Genomic DNA, 18,083 nt, shown 5'->3' on the forward strand with positions numbered 1-18,083 from the left:
AAGCCGGGCGGATAAAGAATACGAAGACAGATCGGAGGGGATGTCCCTTGTATAATATGATTATTGTGGACGATGAAGAGCGGGCGCGGGTAGGCATAACGACCCTGATTGACTGGCATTCGCACGGCATCCATATTGCAGGAGAAGCCAGAGACGGACTTGAGGCCCTTGAACTCCTGAATACCTATGCCGTCGATATCATGCTAACGGATATCCGGATGCCGCAAATGGACGGTCTGGAGTTAATCAAGGTTGTCTCTGAGAAATACCCCAGCGTCAAATCAGTCATTATGAGCGGATTCGATGATTTCGCCTATGCCCAGCAAGCCATAAGGTCGGGAGTCAGCAATTATCTGCTGAAGCCGAGCCGCCGGCAGGAGATTCTAAGCACTGTTCTGGCCATCACGGAGCAGATTCAATCGGAGAAGCTGGAGATTAGTACGCTTGAGCATCTGCGGCAAGGCTTCCGGGAGAGTCTGCCCCTGCTGAAGGAGAAGACGTTAAGCCAGCTCATTCTCACCGAGAGTCCCTCGTATTCCCGGCTGCTGGCTAATCTGAAGATGAACCAGCTGGTTTTCCCTTATCTGCTGTACGGCATCATTCTGCTGCGGATCGACAATTTCCAGCTGCTGCATGAGAAGTATATGCATGAGGATACGGAACTGCTGAAGTACGGGCTGAAGAATATTTGCGAGGAGTCGCTGCCAGAGGCTGTGCTATGTGTTGCCTTCGAGCATCAGGACGATATTGTGCTGATTCTGAATACGGATGAGCTGCCGGATCAGGAGGAATTAAGCGGTTATATCCGGATTATTCAGGAGAATATCGCCAGCTTCTTGAAGTTCACTGTGTCCGCCGGGATCGGAAGTATTGACAAGAATATTGAGCATCTGCGCCACTCCTTCGTGGAGGCCTGCCAGGCTTTGAATACAACCAACTACACCGGCATTGCTAAAATCGTGGAGTACAGCGGGGAATTCGATGCCGAGTCCTCTCAATCCTCCTATCCTCTGCATGAGGAGCAGGAGGTGCTGAAGGCGGTACGCGGCGGTTCTCCCGGCGACATTGCCGATAAGCTCACACTGTTCAATGTAGCCCTGCAGCCCGAGACCGTGTCCAGGGACCAGGTGATCAAGTCGAGCTTCGCCCTGTTCTTCGCCCTGTATAAATTATGTATTGAGAACAATGTCAATGTAAATAAAGTCTTCGGGCAGAATCTGACCGAGCTGATCCATGTCCTGTCCCGCTCCAGTCTGGATAACCTGTTCCAGTCGCTGCTGGAGACAGCCCAGCGGGTCAGTGAGCATCTGACGTCCAAGAAGAACAGCAACAAGCTGCTCGAAGCGGCCAAGAGCTATATCGGGGAGCACTTCATGAAGGATATCAACCGCGAGATCGTCGCCAGGGAGATCTATATTACCCCCGGATATTTAAGCCTGCTGTTCAAGCAGCAGCTTAAGATCAGCTTCATCGATTATCTGCACAAGGTCCGCATCGAGCATGCCTGCCAGCTATTCAAAGATCCCGGAATGCGGATCGAGGATATCGCTCTGCAGTCCGGGTATAATGATACGAAATATTTCTATCAGGTGTTCAAAAAGTATAAAGGGCTCACGCCCAATCAGTTCCGCAGCAATACGGAGTGAGGGGTCAGGAAGCTCTCCTGAGGCCCCAGATAGGATGCCGGCAGCGGCCCGCGGGACAGCACCAGCTTCTGCAGGACTAGCCCGGCATCCAGGCCGTAAAAGCGCAAGGTATGCTGGCCCGGAGTCAGAGGGTGACGGGTCACGGAGACATGGGCATTGTCCATTACTGCGCGGCACCATGGCCCGTTGCTGTGATTGCCGCCTTCGTAATCCGGCGGCAGCGCATCGGCGGTGACCGGCACTTCCCCATCGAACCCGGCAGCATACTTCAGACCGCTGACCGGCGACAAATGATTCGTCGGCGCAAGATAGACGCTAAGCAGGTATTCACCCTCGTGCCGGATGAACAGCCGGTACTCCAGGTACGGGGCCTTCTCCGGCTGGCCGAAGGAGACGCCGGCGGGGAACATTTTGACAGCTGACAGTGTCCGTCCGTAGTTCTCGATAATCTTCCATTCCACCCCGCTGCGGGATACGCGGCTGATGGCATGCTCCGCTTCCATAGACACCACTCCATGAGCCTCAATGAAAGTCATCGGCAGGAACCCGGCAAGATCTGTCCAGTCCACAGCAACAGTAACCGTTACGCTTACTTCGGCACCTGTCAGGATAATCTCGCCTGTTGCCGCTCCCGTTACCTTCGTCCAATCTACAGATACGCCAATCTCCGCCCCGCTGTCTACCCAGCCCTGCTCCTGCTCCAGCCTGATCCAGTCTGCGCTGCTCACCGCCTGATACTGGAACCCTGCTCCGCCCGTGCTGACGGAAATCAGATATCGCTCTTGCAGCAGATTGGTGAACGGCGGGAGCGCGGCGGTCCCTGCGGTGTACCCCTGCTCTACTCCCTCCACCCCTACAATCATTGCGGCCTTCGGGCCGGGAATGATCCTACTGACCTCGGGATAGCTCCACCCTTCCGCGTCCCAGCGGACATAGCCGACATGCGGAGAGCTCATCATGCCCTGCCATTTGCCATTCGAAATTCCTGTGTTATAGCGCTGCTCCAGCTGCTTGTCGCGCTGAATGGCCTCCTCTGCAAGAACGGCATAGCTGTTCGCAAATACACTCCCGCGCCTTGCATGCAGCCTGCTCAGTCCGGCATAGATCTGCATGGCGTTCACATTGGCAGAAGCGGCTGCCGGATAATACACCAGCTGGTAATATGCATCCCTGAGCGCTTCAGGCAGCTCCAGCTCATACGCTGCCGCTGCCCGCTCCAGACGGAGCGCCTCTGCAAGCATTCTCTGCGCCTCCTGATGATGCAGCAGGCTGAAGGTGTCCGGCCTGATAATCTCCGGCTTGCGGCGCCCGTTCATCCGGGTGTAATCCGCCAGCACTTGGGCGATTCCGGCAACCGTCTCCGGCTGGGCTCCGGCCCCGAACTGCTGCCGGGTCCAGTGCTCCGTATACTCCGCCGTCCGGTTAACCGCATCTGTTCCCCAAGCCTCGTAATCATAAGCCAGGTCCAGGAAATAAGAGACCGGCAGTTCCATCGGCTTCAGATCACCTACATTCACCACCCAGAGCTCACGGATGCCGTAATCGAACGCCATCGTCATCTGCTCCCACACCTTCTCCAGCGGAGTGGTATTCACCCATTCATAGGAGTGGGGACCGCCGTGATAATCGAAATGGTAGTAGATCCCCCAGCCGGGAGAGCGCTTTTGCTCATGCTTTTCCGGGATTTTGCGCAAATTGCCGAAGTTGTCGTCCGACAGCAGAATGATCACATCCTGCAGAACGTCCCAGTCCTTAAGCCCCTCCGCTTCGGATGTACCGTACCAGTAGGTCTCAACCTCCTTGTAGACAGCCAGAACCTGCGGCAGATGCTCCAGGTTATACTGCTTCAGCAGCGCCTTCTGGGTCAGGATAATCTGCTTCAGCAGCTCAATGTTCTCCTGGTCCGTTCCTTCCAGCGCCGAGTCGCTCTCGCCCCGCATGCCGAGCGTCACCAGACTTTCATACGTCCCATTGCGCTTGAGTCCGTCCTCCCAAAATGCAGTAATCGCCCGGGAATTCCGGCGGAAATCCCACAGGTTACTTGTCCCGTATTGCGCATAGACCTTCTGCCATTCACTGCCGGCCCGGAACAGCGGCTCATGATGCGAGGTCCCCATCACAATGCCGTATTCATCCGCATGCACCGCGTTCGCAATAGGGCTGCTTGCCCCGTTCAGGCTGAATTCCGCGCTCCACATCGCCGGCCACATGAAATTCCCCTTCAGCCTCAGAATCAGCTCGAACACCTTGTCATAGAAGTGCTCATTGAAATCGCCGAAGGCATGGGTTACCCAGGAGCCGAGCGAAGGCCAGTCATCATTCAAAAAGATTCCCCGGTATTTCACAGACGGCTCTCTCGAGCTGCTGTTCAGCCTGCTTGCGGGAAGGGCCAGACGCTCCACCTGCTGCGGAACCACATCGGCAAAATACACCCACGGACTCACTCCGATCAGCTCAGAAATAGCGTACATACCGTAAATCGTCCCGCGTTTATCGCTACCCGCAACGACCAGCGCCCGCTCGACTCCCGGCAGAGGCTGCTCTATGATTTGCAGCCGGTAACATTCCCGCTTGCCTTCAATAGCAGCGACATCGAGACGGCGCTCTGCAATCAGCCTGCCGATCAGCCCATTCCCGCCGACCGGCCCGGCGATAATAACAGTGCCCGTGAGCTGCTCTGCTTGGGTGAGTATTGCAGGTGCTATCCCGCTAACCAGTCTGATATCCGCGCACAAAGACTCCGCCACCCGGCGCAGCCCCTTATAGTCAGTCCCCTTCGGGTCCAGATATAGCTGAACCGCCCCTTCCGGGGCGGCAATGATAAATTCCTCATTCGATGTCATGCTCTTATATCCTCCGCTTCTTTCATCTTCGCATACTTATCACATTATATCGGGAGAGCGGTTACAGACTCCATGGTCTAACTAGCAAGAGTTTGTAATTTGTAAAGGAGGGGCGGGCGGGTGGACTGGGGGAAGTTAGGCGGATTGGGACGTGCAGGTGGATGAAAGAGATAGGGGAGCTTGGGGGTGTTGGGGAGGTTCGGGTAAATAGGGGCGTTCGAAGCGAATATTCGGTGATAGTTGTATTCTGTACATTTAAAAACAGTGAAAAGGACGGAATTACTCATCTAGTTGTATTCTGTACAGCTAAAACTGCCCCAATATGTGAAAACCCGATTATTGGGGCAGTTTAATTGTACGAAATACACCTAAACGGTTATTCGGCTATACATCAGACGATTTAGTTGTACAGATGGCACTTATACATAGAGCTTGATTAGACTAATGAATGGGTTCAGAGACGAAACCACTTGCTATTTCCACTATATTAAATCCAAAGCCGACGTCCTATTGAAGATGCAGCTAATGTTCTTATTGTAACGGAATTATAATCTCTGACCCGCCAGTAGTGGTAATTGAAATGCGCTCCCCGCTGAACTTAACCCTCAGCAGGTCTTCAGGCGATTGGTCCAGAATCGGACCGGGAGTGCGGATCTCATCCGCTGGAGAATCCGCCGAAGGATCACCGTACACGGCGGATGCCAGCCAATGAACCCCAGGTTCTATAGTGGCTGTTAAGGTTGGCAGTACCGTACGGGGACGAAGCAGGTTCGTATTCGCATTCGGCCAGATCAGCTCGGCCTTCGAGTAGCCTGTTAGCCCCTTGATGCCGCTCGTTCCCCATGCTGTAGCTGCCGCTGCGCCAATTCCGCTGAGCTGCTGCGAAGGCTCCGCTTCCTGTCCCAGCGCGAACCCGCCCTCGGCAGCATCCAGCGCGCGCCCTGTCTCCAGCCGGTGAATGCGAATATGCCAGGGCAAGCCTGCGATTACCCAGGTGCGCACCTCAACGTCCGCCCAAGGCTTCCAGACCGACCGCAGGACGTTGTCCGTGATCTGAGATTCCAGGTTCCGGCGCCGTACCCGGTAGAGGTTATCTCCCCTTTCGCTCAGCGCAAGCATAGAATCATAGGCACCCTGTGACAATCCCCATTCTGAGCGGGGAACGCTGAATCCGAAGCCCGTGGAATAGACGAATTTCTCGTATTTGGCTGAGGTATGCGTATGCTCATTGGTAGATAGATGTCCGCTATTGAAGGCGGCCACATGACCGGAAGCCGGCTCGCGGACTAGAACAAGATGCGGCGGATGCTGTACACTCACCGCCGGAAGCCCCGGCAGCTGCAGCTCCGGTTCGCTCCAGAACGGATGCTCCGCGCCGAGGGCGAGCGGCAGAAAGGTCTTCATCGCCCAGTAAGGCGAACCGGGAGCATTATAATTCTCCGCCATGACCAGATTCGGATACGTGTAACCGATCGTCAGCACACCTGCAGCATCGAAGATGGGCTGGCGGAACCACCAGCGCAGGTTGCGCAGGATGATGCCTTTAACCACTCCGGCAGGGAAGCCCTCAACCTCTGCATAAGCCAGGGCGCTCCAGAATGCAGACTGGGCGAACCGGTAGGCCAGACTGCGGCCGTAAGGAAGTGCAGCGCCGTCCGGGGCGAACCAGCCTATGAATTCAGCGGCGAACAGCCGGGCGCGTTCTTTGAACAGCCGGGAACGCTCCGGGTCTTCCCGTTCCATCAGCTTCGCATACAGCAGCGAATAGTAATGGATGGCGAAGGGCCCATAATAATCACAGTGGCCGTTAACGCCGTCGCTGTACCAGCCATCCTCCAGATAGAACGCATCCATCCGTGTCAGGTTCCTCTCCAGCTGTAACGCATCATAAGGCCGTCCTACTGTGCGGAAGCCGACATTCACCAGCACATTGAAGAACAGCCAGTTGCAGTCGTAGTAGGGACGGGAATTGATCTGATTCAGCCAGTTGTATAGATGCTCTTGCTCCTGCGGAGCAAGCGGCGACCAGATATGCTCCGGCACAGCCGCCAGCGCGAAGCCGAAGGCAGCCATCTCGACCAGACGCTGGTCATAGTCCCTTACATCACCCCAATACTCCTCATGGGCCGGATCGGTGCCGTGCCGGATGCCGTCCAGCACAGTGGCCCATAGCTCATTGTTCCCGCCTCCGGCAAGCAACGGGATCAGTCCCCATAGCACCCGGGAGAAGCCCTCCATTCCGGCGGTGGCTGCGGGATAGCTCGCTCCCGTAATCCCTATCTCAAGTCTGGCGCTTCCTCTGCTATAGAGCGGCCGAAGCGGCTCTGTCAGCTGGTCAAGGGCAGCCAGCAGGTCGCCGCGTGTCTTCAGCGGATTGCTTTGAATTGCCAGATTGGCCGTCGCCAGGCCGCCTGTTCCTGGATTTCCAATTACCGGAGTCTTCTTCTTGTTCGTCATTGTCATACTCCTCCTACTCCCAATAGAACGGGCCTGCTCCCTTGATCCGGGCCAGTGCCTCAACATAGAAGAAATCCCCGTAAATCAGCGGAACATCGATGTTCCGGTCTTCAGGATAGTTACTGGTACCGTGAAGCAGCAGCCCCTGTTCGGCAGGATTGTCCCAAGTTCCGTAATTACGGTAGAGAGATTCAGTGATTCTTAGCGCCCCGTTCCGGTAGACATGAGCCTCTGAATCTTCCACCAGCCCGGCCAGCATTAGCAGACCGCTCGCCGCGCAGGAACCGGCAGAAGTATCGCGGATCTCCCCAACATCGCCGGGAGCGCGGAAATCCCACTGCGGCACCTGATCCTCAGGCAGACGGGTCAGGAAGAAATGCGCGACTTGCTTGGACGCATGCAGGTAGCTCAGCTTGCCGGTATGATGATAGGCCAGCGCCAGCCCGTATAGTGCCCAAGCCGCGCCGCGCGACCAGGCCGATTCCGGCGCATAGCCCTGTCCGCCCAGCTTCTCTGCCACTTCGCCCGTCTCCGGGTTGAAGTTGACAATATGATAGACGGAGCCGTCCGGACGGATAAAATGCTCCAGCACCGTATCCATATGTGCCTCCGCAATATGCCGGTAACGCGGGTCTCCGGTGACTTCGGAGGCCCAGAACAGCAGGCTCGTGTTCATACTGCAGTCAATAATGGCAACCCCGCTGTTGTCCTCGCCTTCTCTCCAGGGATTCCAGGCCCGGATGTAACTGCCCTTCAGGTTGAAGCGGGCCGCCAGATAGTTGGCGGCCTTCAGCCCGCGGACCCGTGATTCTTCTGTGCCCATCAACTTGTAATTGGCAACGCTGGTCAGCAGCCACATGAAGCCAAGGTCATGGTCCAGCTTCACATAGCCGTCCAGCACAGCATCCAGCCGCTCCTCGCAGCGCTCGGCTACTGCCTTCAGGCTCTCATCGCCGCTCCCGGCATAGAGCTGCCAGAGCATTCCCGGCCAGAAGCCGGCAGTCCACCAGCTCGGCACTTCCAGTACATACTTACCGCCTTGACTGGCATGCGGGAACTCAGCCCCGATGCTGATGCTGTTCGTTCTAGTTTTCTCCAGCGCCTTACTCCAAGCCTCATCTACCCATGTCTGATCTATGGTTCTGTTCATTTGAATCCCACCTTTATGTGAATGTAGTACCCATGCCGTGCGTCTTACATAAACTCAAAAGTAAACACCAATACGCCCTCTGCCCCGGGCTGGAGAACCTGGAAGTCCAGACTATGCCACACCGTATCCTGGCCATAATGGTCCTGATACACATGTGCAGTAATCTCCGGCCGGACGATCTGCGGATCGTAGGTTACCTGGACACCGCGTCCTTCAGTCCCTGGGAGCAATACTCGCCCTGAACCCGACAGCTCCGGTCTGCACCACGTTATGAACCGTTCCGTCCAGCTTGCCGGGGTCCCATCATACTGATAGGTGTCTGTCAGCTCCAGACGGGGCAGCTCTTCCTTATGCCAGACCAGCGAACGGACCAGGGATTGCAGTCCGGCTACCGGGTACGCCCGGGCCAGCTCCAGCGTCAGCTCATCCTTCGCCGATGCTGCCGATGCATGCAGCACCGTAGCCTGGAACTCCCGTCCGGCTCCCTGGAACTGGCCGTCAATAATCGGCACGCTATGGCCCTGCGACCCGTTGCAGTCATAACCGTAACGGCCGGCACCGAAATAGTCCGCCGTATACTCTCCGCTGCCCAGATCGGCCGCGAAGATCTCCCCCCGGCCGCTCAGAATGAATTGGCCCAGATCATTATGGTTATGAGGCTCGTCGTTGTGGCCGCCCTTGGCCGCGAAGCCGAAGGCGCCCGCAGCAGAGATATGCCGGGAGATGAGCCAAGCAGCATCGGGCAGATAGCTGCTGCCTGCCTCCCAGGACTCCTTCTCCTTCCCGGCCCTTGTCCAGATCAGATTGCGCAGCGCCGGTGCGAAGCGGCTGCAGTGATCTTCCGTGAACGGGGCGCGCAGCGCAGACGGCGGGCGCAGGACATCCGGATAGACGTCCGCCAGATAATGGGAGAGTCCCATATGCACCCGTACGCGGGGGACGGAATCAGAGAAATTGGCGACATAGCTGCCGTCAATGAAGCATTGCTGCTGGAAGCGGGCGATCTGTGCCACCTTCTCCTGCTTGAACCAGTCCAGCCTGCCTCCGCTTCTTGCACGGAGCAGATCGCTGTAATAAGTGAAATAGCCGAACCCGTAATTCCAGTAGCCCAGCCCCTCCTGGCAGGCCCCGTCTGCCCCGAAGCCCTGCAGATAATAATTCATGCTTCTCTCTGTCTTAAGGAGAATCTCCGCCAGCATGTCCTTGTCCTTCACAAGGAGCAGTGCAGCCGCACCCACAGAACCCGCACAGACCGCTGCCCAATTGTGAGTCGAGGTCTCCCAGAAATAAGGGCCATGCGCAAGGAACGGCTGGAAGATTCTGCGCTCTACCTCACTGCGTATCCGGGAGCGGAGCAGCAGCGGGAGACGCTCCCCGAGCAGCAGCAGACATTCGCTTAAAGTAAAGCCTGTCTCGGAGGAGAACAGATCGATATGCCGGTTGATCTCAGCAGCATCATGCTTCTCAGGAAGATGAGCGGGAACACACCACGTGTACTCATCGCAGATCGCCCATAGAATATCTGTAAGCTGCTCCAGAGCTGCGGCGTTCTCCGGCTCCAGCAGACTAAGGAATACATACGTATTCAGCCTTCTTCTCCGTTCAAAATAAGGCCGCTCATACTCTAGTCTCGACCCCGTCTGCCGGAAAAGGGTAAACAAACGATACGTCAGCAGCTGTATAGGCTGCCCTTCCAGCCGATGTGCCTCTGCACGAATCTCACTGATACTGGCCTGCAAGACTTCAGAAGATGCCGACTCACTCCAAAAAGCAGCCGAATCCCCTTGCGGATAATATAAGCTGAGATCTGCCGGCTTCATGTTCTCTACGATTGCCTTAAGTTCCTGTATGTTCATGCCTGAGCTTCCTCTCTGGTTCAGTCTGTCTCTATCCCTTATTCCAAAGCATGGTCCCGCATCACGTTCTCGCCGTCTGCGATTCTCCTTGCCGTCCATTTCATGTCCTCGCCCGACCAGAAGGGGTCAGCAGGAGGCAGGCCCAGCGGCAGAAAAACAGCGGCGCACAGATACAGACTGCCCGTATTAATGTAGCTCTCGGCCAGCTCCGGCTGATAGCCGTAGATCCCCGGCTGCAGCCAGCCGTTCTCATCCAGCGTGCCTGGGTATTGCATAATACGGCTAATGACAGCGGTTAATGCGCAGCGCACCTGGGCCGGAGGCAGCGAGTCTTCCAGGAAATGCTGGAGCGCCGCCTGCGACAGCAGCTGAAACGCTCCGAACCGGTAGACAATCGAACGCCCGAGGAACGGATACGTCCCGTCCGGGGCGATGCTGCGCTCCAGCACGGATGAATATCTCTGCGCCCGCTGCAGGACCAAGGGTCTAAGCCGGGCATACTCCTCATTCTCCTGTTCGAAAAGGGTAACCACATCCACCAGCATCGGCTGAATGACAAAGCTGTTGTAATAATCCCAGTGAAAATCCTTCCCGTCCCCGTAGGCTCCGTCACCCTTGTACCAGTCCATGAACATGTGGACCGCATAGCCCACCCGCATCCGGTCATAATCCGGGTCGCCCAGCAGATATAAGGCTGCTTCCACCATCGCACTGAACAGCAGCCAGTTGCTGCCGCTCGGAGCAGTCCGCCGCGTCTGCTTGAGCGCTGCAATTAGATTGCCTGTGACCCGTGCGTCCAGCCGGGCTGTAACCGCTCTCGGTGCACGCACCAGTGCATGGGCCAGAAATGCCGCATCGACCAGTGGCTGGCCTTCGGTCTTGAATTCCATATAGTCAGGCGACTGCGGATCGACCGCCGCATCAATCGCTTCCAGCAGCAGCCCTGCATAACGGGCTCTTAAGCGCTCTTCTTCACCATCTAATCCCTCAAGCTCCAGCCAGGGAGCCATCCCGCAGGCCAGCCTCGCAAAAGCCTCCAGGTGAGCAAACTGGCTGCGCCCGCTATGAAACTCCGCAGGTAACCGTTCTTTGAGTTTCCGTGCGGCGAGCGCCTCCAGGACCGGTGTTCCAATCCGCAGCATCGTATCCAGCCAGTATTTACGCTGTTCTATCCCACTCATCCCTAGTTCCACCCTCTCAGGTATTCTTCTTCTCTAGTGTATTGTGGTATTATTGCAATGTCTTTGCGAATAATGATGATTTATTGCATATGTTGTGATCAACATGAAAGGGGCTGTGACGATGAAGCATGCCCGGTATTATGAAACGTTCGACGGAGATATTCTGGCCGGTATCGGCAATTCTCCGATCTCTCCGACGAGGGATTTCCATATCCATGACCACTATGAAATCTTCCTGTTCCTGGGCGGCAGCGTGAACGGCTTCGTGGACCAGTACAGCTATCCGCTGGAGCGCGGCGACGTCCTGTTATTCAACAATCATGAGATTCATAAAATCATCAACCGCTCCCCCGAGCCTTATGAGCGGCTGACCATTCATTTCAAAGCACCGCTGGTCTACCCGTTCTGTACGGCGACCACGAATCTGCTGGCCTGCTTCCAGAACCGCCAGCCCGGGGAGAATAACCTGGCCCGGATGGAGGAGCCGCTGCTCTCGGAGTATACCGCCCTCTCCTCTCAGCTGATCACAGCCCTGGAGCGCAAGCAGTACGGCAGCGAGGTGCTGGCCCTGACGTATCTCATTCAGATTCTGGTGCTGATCAACGAGCTGTACAGCCGCACCCGTTCCGCAGTGCCCAGCATTATCTCCTCCCATATTCAATCTGCTATGAGCTATATCGACAACCACCTGCACCTGAATCTGTCGCTGGCGCACATCGCCGGGGAGCTGAATCTGGATAAATATTATCTCAGCCATCTGTTCAAGCAGCAGACCGGAGGCACCATCTACCGTTATGTCCTGCTCAAAAAGATCGCGTTATCCAAGCAGCTCCTGTCCGCCGGCAACTCCGTGTCTGATACCTGCTACCTGTCCGGCTTCAATGATTATGCCAACTTCATCCGCACCTTCAAGAACATCACGGGCATTCCTCCGGGAAAATACGGCAAATAAAAACGGCAACGCCTATCCGCAGCGCTACCGTTCCCCTCCCCTATACTCCGTAGGACTTACGCCCGTATAATCCTTGAACACCTTGGAGAAATAGTGCTGGTCGCCGAAGGATAGCAGCTCAGATAGCTCCTTCACCTTCAGCTCCGGCCTCAGCGTAATCAGCCGGCAGGCTTCGGCTATCTTCAGCCGCATGCTGTAATGCACGAAGGTCTGGTGTGAGTACCGCTTGAAGATCCGGCTGACATAGGAAGGGCTTACGTGGAACTTAAGCGCGACTTCCGTAATAGAGAGCGGAGCGTAGAGCTGCTCCTGCAAATATTGCTCCAGCTGCCGGAACAACTCCTCGCTGCTCTTCGGCCGCTGCTGCCCAGGTGAGGGCAATCCCTCCGGCAATCCTGTTCTGCTGCCCTCCTGCTCCTGCAGATGGGCTACCAGCCGCTGCATCACTTCAGCAAGCTGCTGCCGCTCCACGGGCTTCAGCAGATAATCGAACACCTGCAGATTCAGCGCCTTGCGCGTATACTCGAAATCGCTGTACCCGCTGATCAGCACCGCCTTGAGCGCCGGATTCACCAGCCTGCACTCCGCGATCAGCGCAAGCCCGTCCAGCTTAGGCATACGGATATCGGTCAGCAGAATGTCCACTGGGTTAGCCTTGATGTATTCCAATGCATCCAGTCCGTTCGGTGCGGTGGCGGCGATGCGGACAGGCAGCTCCATGGACTGCATAAGAGCCTCGATATTCCGCAGAATCGGCTTGCTGTCCTCGGCAATGATAGCGGTATACATAGCGGTCCCTCCCCGGTTCTAGTAGAAGTCTTTACTCATAGATGCGATAATCTGGACCGTAGCACCCTTTTCCCCGCCTAAGTGGTTGTAGATGTTGAAGAACAGCCGGTTCCTGTACATCAGCTTCAGCCGGTTCACCGTATTCACAATCCCCATATTGCCAATCCCTGAGGTATCATGCCTAAGCTCGTTAACCCCGGAATCGGAGCTCTCAATGTTATCCAGAATGTCCCTGATCCTGCCCGGCGCGAAGCCTTCTCCGTTATCCCGGATTTCGATGGCCCACAGGCCGTTATATACCTTCACCCGCACCTCAATCCTCCAAGGAGGGTCCGTATTTTTAAATGCATGTTCAATACAATTCTCCACGAACGGCTGGATCACCAGCCGGGGCAGCTCAATCTGCTCAAGCCCCCCGTCCCCGTCAATCTCCCACTCCAGATCGTCCTCGAAATTATGCTGAATCAGGGACAAATAATGCCGGGTATGCTTCAGCTCCTCCGTCAACGCCACATGCTGATAAGGGGAGGACACAATATAACGCAGGCTGTCCGAGAGATGCTTGCACATTTCGGTCACCACGCTATTCTTCCCTTCCTGGGCGGCAATACTGATCAGATACAGGACATTGTGGATAAAATGGGGCGCGATCTGGGCCTGCAGGGCGGAATTCCGCGACTTCACTTCTTCGTGCAGCGCAAGCTTTTCCCGTTCGATAGATTCCTGTAACCGTTCCAGCAGCTCCTGAAAAGCGCTATTCAGTTGAATCAGCTCATTGTTGTGTGTACGCGGGCCCGCCTTCATATTCAGGTTGCTGTAGTTCATCCGCAGAATCTGGCTGCGCAGCTTGCGGATCGGAAGCAGCAGGTTCCGGGTTGAGAAGTAGATGAAGATGAACGAGAATAGAATCAGCGCGGTAATCAGCAGAATAGAGATGTATTTCACCGAATTGACCGGGCCCAGCACCACATTCCTCGGATTCACCACATAGGTGGTCCAGCCCGTCTCGGCAGAGCGGTGGTAAGCCACATAGTTCTGGCCGCTGCTCAGATAGATTCCGTTAGCTGCTGCAGATTCAGAGGGAGACGCTGCGAATTCTGGGGCCTTCTCCCCTTCCCGTAGTGCCGGGAAGCTTGCGACCAGCCGCTGGTCCTGATCCATAATATAGACCTTGCCGCCCGCCAGTCCCGCAGCAGATCTGTTCAAGTACCGCTGGTCGAGCTGCACCGCCAGATAGCCGAATACCTGACCATTCTGGTTCCTGATCGCCCGCACAAAAGAGATGGCATCCGCCCCCTGCCGGTACAGCGCGTAACCGCTTGCATTCCAGGTCGGCAGCTCGCTGCTCTCTTCCAGGAACGGCCTGAGCGAAGCCGGGCTATCAGCGTATCCGATATAAGAGGCCACCCGCTCCCCTGTCAGATCATAGATCATCATATCCTCAATGTTCAGACTCGGCCCCAGTGCCTGGAACATGATGTCTTTAAGCCTGCGGCTTCGGGTCAGCCCTTCAAGGGTAAGCTGTGAGTAATCACCTGCGGACAGCAGCGTGAACACCTCTTTGTTCGACAGAATCCGCTGGGAGAGCTGGTTCTGGTTATTGATATAGAGGTTCAGCTGATCGCTGACCTGGACAGCCGCCAGCTTCATTTCGTTCTCTGTCTTGTCCTTGAGCGGCTGGATCACCATATAATTCACATAGACCAGAAAGCAGCCCAGCACAATCAGCAGGAGCACCATGAAGGTGAAGAAGAACTTCGTTTGCAGACTGGCCTGAACCCTGCCTCCGCGCAATTTCTGAACAATAGTCGCCAAACCCGAGCCCTCCTTGAACCTTATGATGCTCTACTTTACAACCAAACCGGCAAATCGACAAGCACCCCTACGAGTTCAGAATATTACACAGAAAGTGTCAAGTACACACATGTACCTTGCGCGGTACTCATTCTATAATGGGCAATGTAAACGGATTCAGTTCACAGAAAATTCACTACGGGGGCGATCACATGAATAGCAAACTGAAAAAAATTGCAACAGGCGTACTGGCCGGTGTAATGACCTTATCGCTGGCGGCATGCGGGTCTGACAATTCAGGCTCCGGCAATGCTGCGGCTACCAACAGCGGCGGAAACGGAAACAGCGGCAGTGGCAGCAGCAGCGGCAAAAAGGTAACCATCGAGCTGGCCATCTCCAAAAGCTCGCAGGATTCGGCGTTCGTCGCCCAGGATGTGCTGGATGAGTTCGAACAGAAAACCAATATCAAAGTGAATCTGCAGCTGCTTCCGGCAGAGCAGACCGCCACCGTACTTCAGACCAAGCTGGCCGTTGACGAGGTGCCTGACCTGATTCAATACAATCTAGCGAGTGCGACAACAGACCTTAACCTGGAGCGCAATTTCGAGATTCTGGATAACGAGCCTTGGGTGAGCCGGCTGCTGAATAAGGATGTGCTCTCGGCTTACGATCATGTCTACAGCTTCCATTACAGCCAGGATACAGGGATGCAGGGAGTCGTCTATAACAAGGATATATTCGCAGACCTGGGTCTTGCCATACCGAAGAATTATGAGGAATTCCTGGCTGTCTGCGAGAAAATCAAGGCCAGTGGCATCACGCCGGTCTTCATGCCGTTCAAGGATAACTGGGCGGCGAATATCTGGCCTGCAGCTGCTTTTGCCGATTGGGCTTCCAAAAACGAGCCTTCCCTGTTCGAGGACATTAATGCCGGCCGCAAAAAGTGGTCCGATGTTCCCGAGTTCGCCACCTTCCTGGACCAGCAGTATGAGGTCTACAAGAAAGGCTATACCAACACCGATATTCTCAGCGACAGCTACGATATGGCGGTGGGCAAATTCCTGAACAAGGAAACCGCGATGATGTTCATGGGCGACTGGCTGATTGTGAACGTGGCGGAGAAAGATCCGAATGTGCATCTGGGCCTGTTCGCCATCCCTTCCTCTGAGGATGCAAATCTGGGCGCAAGCCCGCTGGGCGGCCAGCTGTTCATCCCTAAGAAAGCCAAGCATATGGAAGAAGCGAAGAAATTCCTTGAGTTCCTCGCCAGCAAAGAGGTTGCCCAGAAAATGGTCGACAGCCAAGGCTCCGTATCCAACTTCAGCGATGTGACGACACCGAAGCTCCCGGACTACAAGCAAGAGATTGTCGATCAATATATCACGCCTAAAAAGACTACGCTGACCACCGATGCCTACATGATCGTGGACCGCAGCGAGCTGTACCGTCTGCTTCAGGATGAGTTCGCCGGCGGTCTGGACGCTGCGGGCGTACTCAAGGCCTGGGATGAGAAATTCAGCCAGCTAATGAAGGACAAAGGCGTAGAGGGCTTTTAATTAGAGCGGATAACCATTACAACAGGCAGAATAAAGTCCGTCCGGGGCTTTATTCTGTTCCTGGCTATAGAGGAGTGTGAAGAGATGAAAGTATCCAAGAGACTATACTCGTATTACCTGATCTGGCCTGCGCTGTTGATCTATTCTGTGTTTTTCGTGCTGCCTGCGCTAACCGGACTCTTCTATTCCTTCACCGACTGGCGGCTGGACCGGGAAGCAGTCAAGTTCATCGGCTGGGACAATTTTGAACGGATTTTCACAGATAGAACACTACTACTTGCTATGAAAAATACAGCGATCTTCGCCATCGTTACCGTGCTCGGCAAAAATCTGCTCGGCATCGCGCTTGCGGTCGGCTTGAACATGAAGCTAAAATCCAAAAATCTGCTGCGGGCTATTTTTTATTCTCCGTCGATCCTAAGCGTTTTGGTTATTAGCATTGTGTTCACGCCCATGCTGCGCTCCGACGGAACGATTAACCGCATCTTCGAAGCTGTGGGCCTGCCTTCGCTGAGCCAGGCCTGGCTGACCAATCCGGCGATTGTCATCTGGACCGTAGCCTTTGTGTCCATCTGGCAGCATACCGGCTTCCAAATGGCGATCTACCTGGCCGGACTCCAGTCGATCTCCAAAGAATATTATGAAGCCGCCACCATTGACGGTGCCGGTTCCTGGCGCAGCTTCCGCAGCATCACGATTCCGCTGCTGCTCCCTGCGATCAACATCAATCTGATGCTCACCCTGATCGGCGGCCTCAAGGTGTTCTCCGAGGTATTCGTCCTCACCGGCGGGGGACCCGGCAACGCCTCCCAGGTGGTAGGTACGATCATCCTGCGCTCGTTCGGAGAGGGAAGCTGGGGGCTGGGCACAGCCGTCAACACCCTGCTGTTCGCTGCCGTAACAATCATTTCCATTCCCCTGCTGATCTTCATGCGGCGTAAGGAGGTATCGGAATAATGAGCTTTTCACGTAAAATGGCCTGGCGCAACTATGTAGTCGAAGGGCTGCTGATCCTGGCCTCCCTGCTGATTATCCTGCCGCTGCTGATTATGCTGTTCGGAAGCTTCATGACCAGCGCCGAGGTGCTGAAGTTCTCCCTGCGGCTCCCGGAGAAGTGGAACTTCTCCAACTATACAACGGTCTTCCGTGAAGGGGGACTGGGACGCGCGTTCCTGAACGGGATGCTGATTACCGGCGTCTCCTCTATTCTGAATATCTTCACCTCGTCAGCGGCCTCCTTCATTCTGGTGCGCCGGGAGACCAAGTGGTCGAATTTCCTGTACATGTTCTTCTTCATGGGCTTGATCGCGCCGATGTCCACGATCACCACGATCCGTGTCGTGCAGTGGATGGGCTTCTACGGCAGCATCACCAGCGTCATCCTGATCTACGCCTCGCTGAATACGGCGTTCAGCGTGTTTCTGTACAGCGGATTCATCCGGTCTATTCCGAAGGCGCTGGATGAGGTAGCTTTTCTGGAGGGGGCGAATACATTCGATGTGTTCTTCAAGATCGTTACCCCGCTGATCGTCCCAGTGAACGCCACCGTAGCGATTATGGTGTTCATGTCCGTCTGGAACGACATTACCATTCCGCTCTATTTCCTGACGGACAGCTCGGACTGGACGATGCCGCTCTCAGTGTACAATTTCTACGGCAAGTACAGCCGGGACTGGAATCTGATCTTCGCAGACCTGGTGTTAACTTCCCTTCCCGTGCTAATCCTGTATATCTTCTGCCAAAAGTACATTGTTAGCGGACTCACTGCGGGTGCGGTGAAGGGGTAGTAAGAGTGTGGAGAATAGGTTTTGTCAACCTGTGATGCAAAAGGAGCCATCCCAACAGCCATGAAATAGTTG

12 protein-coding genes are annotated in these 18,083 nt (G+C 55.4%); 5 read left to right on the forward strand and 7 right to left on the reverse strand.

Annotated elements, in window-relative coordinates; genetic code table 11:
- Positions 1 to 56: 56 nt before the first annotated feature.
- Positions 57 to 1,646 (forward strand): response regulator, encoded by a 1,590-nt coding sequence (locus MKZ07_RS13185; protein WP_341027983.1) that lies wholly within the window; start codon positions 57 to 59, stop codon positions 1,644 to 1,646.
- Here the strand turns inward: MKZ07_RS13185 and MKZ07_RS13190 are convergent.
- The 5 genes from MKZ07_RS13190 to MKZ07_RS13210 all read right to left on the reverse strand — a co-directional run bounded on the left by MKZ07_RS13190 (position 1,622) and on the right by MKZ07_RS13210 (position 11,133).
- Positions 1,622 to 4,489 carry a glycosyl hydrolase 115 family protein gene (locus MKZ07_RS13190; RefSeq protein WP_341026077.1) on the reverse strand — a complete coding sequence of 956 codons (2,868 nt, stop codon included), beginning with the start codon at positions 4,487 to 4,489 and terminating at the stop codon, positions 1,622 to 1,624. The two genes, MKZ07_RS13185 and MKZ07_RS13190, sit on opposite strands and share 25 nt — an antisense overlap.
- A gap of 531 nt (positions 4,490 to 5,020) precedes the next feature.
- A complete protein-coding gene (locus MKZ07_RS13195) occupies positions 5,021 to 6,946 on the reverse strand; it encodes a DUF2264 domain-containing protein (RefSeq protein WP_341026079.1) in 1,926 nt (641 codons plus the stop codon).
- Between the two features lie 13 nt (positions 6,947 to 6,959).
- Positions 6,960 to 8,096: a glycosyl hydrolase gene (locus MKZ07_RS13200; protein WP_341026081.1), complete on the reverse strand. Its 1,137-nt coding sequence runs from the start codon at positions 8,094 to 8,096 to the stop codon at positions 6,960 to 6,962.
- A 44-nt stretch (positions 8,097 to 8,140) separates the two neighbouring features.
- The gene (locus MKZ07_RS13205; RefSeq protein ID WP_341026083.1) at positions 8,141 to 9,952 is read right to left on the reverse strand and encodes a hypothetical protein; all 1,812 of its coding nucleotides are present in this window, start codon (positions 9,950 to 9,952) and stop codon (positions 8,141 to 8,143) included.
- Between the two features lie 38 nt (positions 9,953 to 9,990).
- Positions 9,991 to 11,133 (reverse strand): DUF2264 domain-containing protein, encoded by a 1,143-nt coding sequence (locus MKZ07_RS13210; protein ID WP_076154496.1) that lies wholly within the window; start codon positions 11,131 to 11,133, stop codon positions 9,991 to 9,993.
- Between the two features lie 121 nt (positions 11,134 to 11,254).
- Between MKZ07_RS13210 and MKZ07_RS13215 the strand changes: the two genes are divergently transcribed.
- Positions 11,255 to 12,085: a helix-turn-helix domain-containing protein gene (locus MKZ07_RS13215; RefSeq protein ID WP_051493888.1), complete on the forward strand. Its 831-nt coding sequence runs from the start codon at positions 11,255 to 11,257 to the stop codon at positions 12,083 to 12,085.
- A gap of 24 nt (positions 12,086 to 12,109) precedes the next feature.
- Here MKZ07_RS13215 and MKZ07_RS13220 read toward each other — a convergent pair whose 3' ends face one another.
- Both MKZ07_RS13220 and MKZ07_RS13225 read right to left on the reverse strand, forming a co-directional pair.
- A complete protein-coding gene (locus tag MKZ07_RS13220) occupies positions 12,110 to 12,874 on the reverse strand; it encodes a response regulator transcription factor (protein WP_036698695.1) in 765 nt (254 codons plus the stop codon).
- An 18-nt stretch (positions 12,875 to 12,892) separates the two neighbouring features.
- Complete coding sequence (locus MKZ07_RS13225; protein ID WP_235218512.1) at positions 12,893 to 14,689, reverse strand: sensor histidine kinase; 1,797 nt, start codon at positions 14,687 to 14,689, stop codon at positions 12,893 to 12,895.
- 191 nt (positions 14,690 to 14,880) lie between these two features.
- Here MKZ07_RS13225 and MKZ07_RS13230 point away from each other — a divergent pair, with 191 nt between their 5' ends.
- The 3 genes from MKZ07_RS13230 (at position 14,881) to MKZ07_RS13240 (ending at position 18,011) form a co-directional block, all read left to right on the forward strand.
- A complete protein-coding gene (locus tag MKZ07_RS13230; RefSeq protein ID WP_036698699.1) occupies positions 14,881 to 16,224 on the forward strand; it encodes an ABC transporter substrate-binding protein in 1,344 nt (447 codons plus the stop codon).
- Positions 16,225 to 16,308: 84 nt separating this feature from the next.
- Positions 16,309 to 17,181: a carbohydrate ABC transporter permease gene (locus MKZ07_RS13235; protein WP_341026088.1), complete on the forward strand. Its 873-nt coding sequence runs from the start codon at positions 16,309 to 16,311 to the stop codon at positions 17,179 to 17,181.
- Positions 17,181 to 18,011, forward strand: coding sequence for a carbohydrate ABC transporter permease (locus tag MKZ07_RS13240; RefSeq protein ID WP_036698703.1), 831 nt, complete (start codon positions 17,181 to 17,183; stop codon positions 18,009 to 18,011). Before MKZ07_RS13235 ends, MKZ07_RS13240 begins: the two co-directional genes overlap by 1 nt.
- Positions 18,012 to 18,083: the final 72 nt, after the last annotated feature.

The sequence above is a fragment of the Paenibacillus sp. FSL P4-0338 genome, from assembly GCF_038002365.1.
In the GTDB taxonomy this organism is placed as follows: Bacteria; Bacillota; Bacilli; order Paenibacillales; family Paenibacillaceae; genus Paenibacillus_AQ.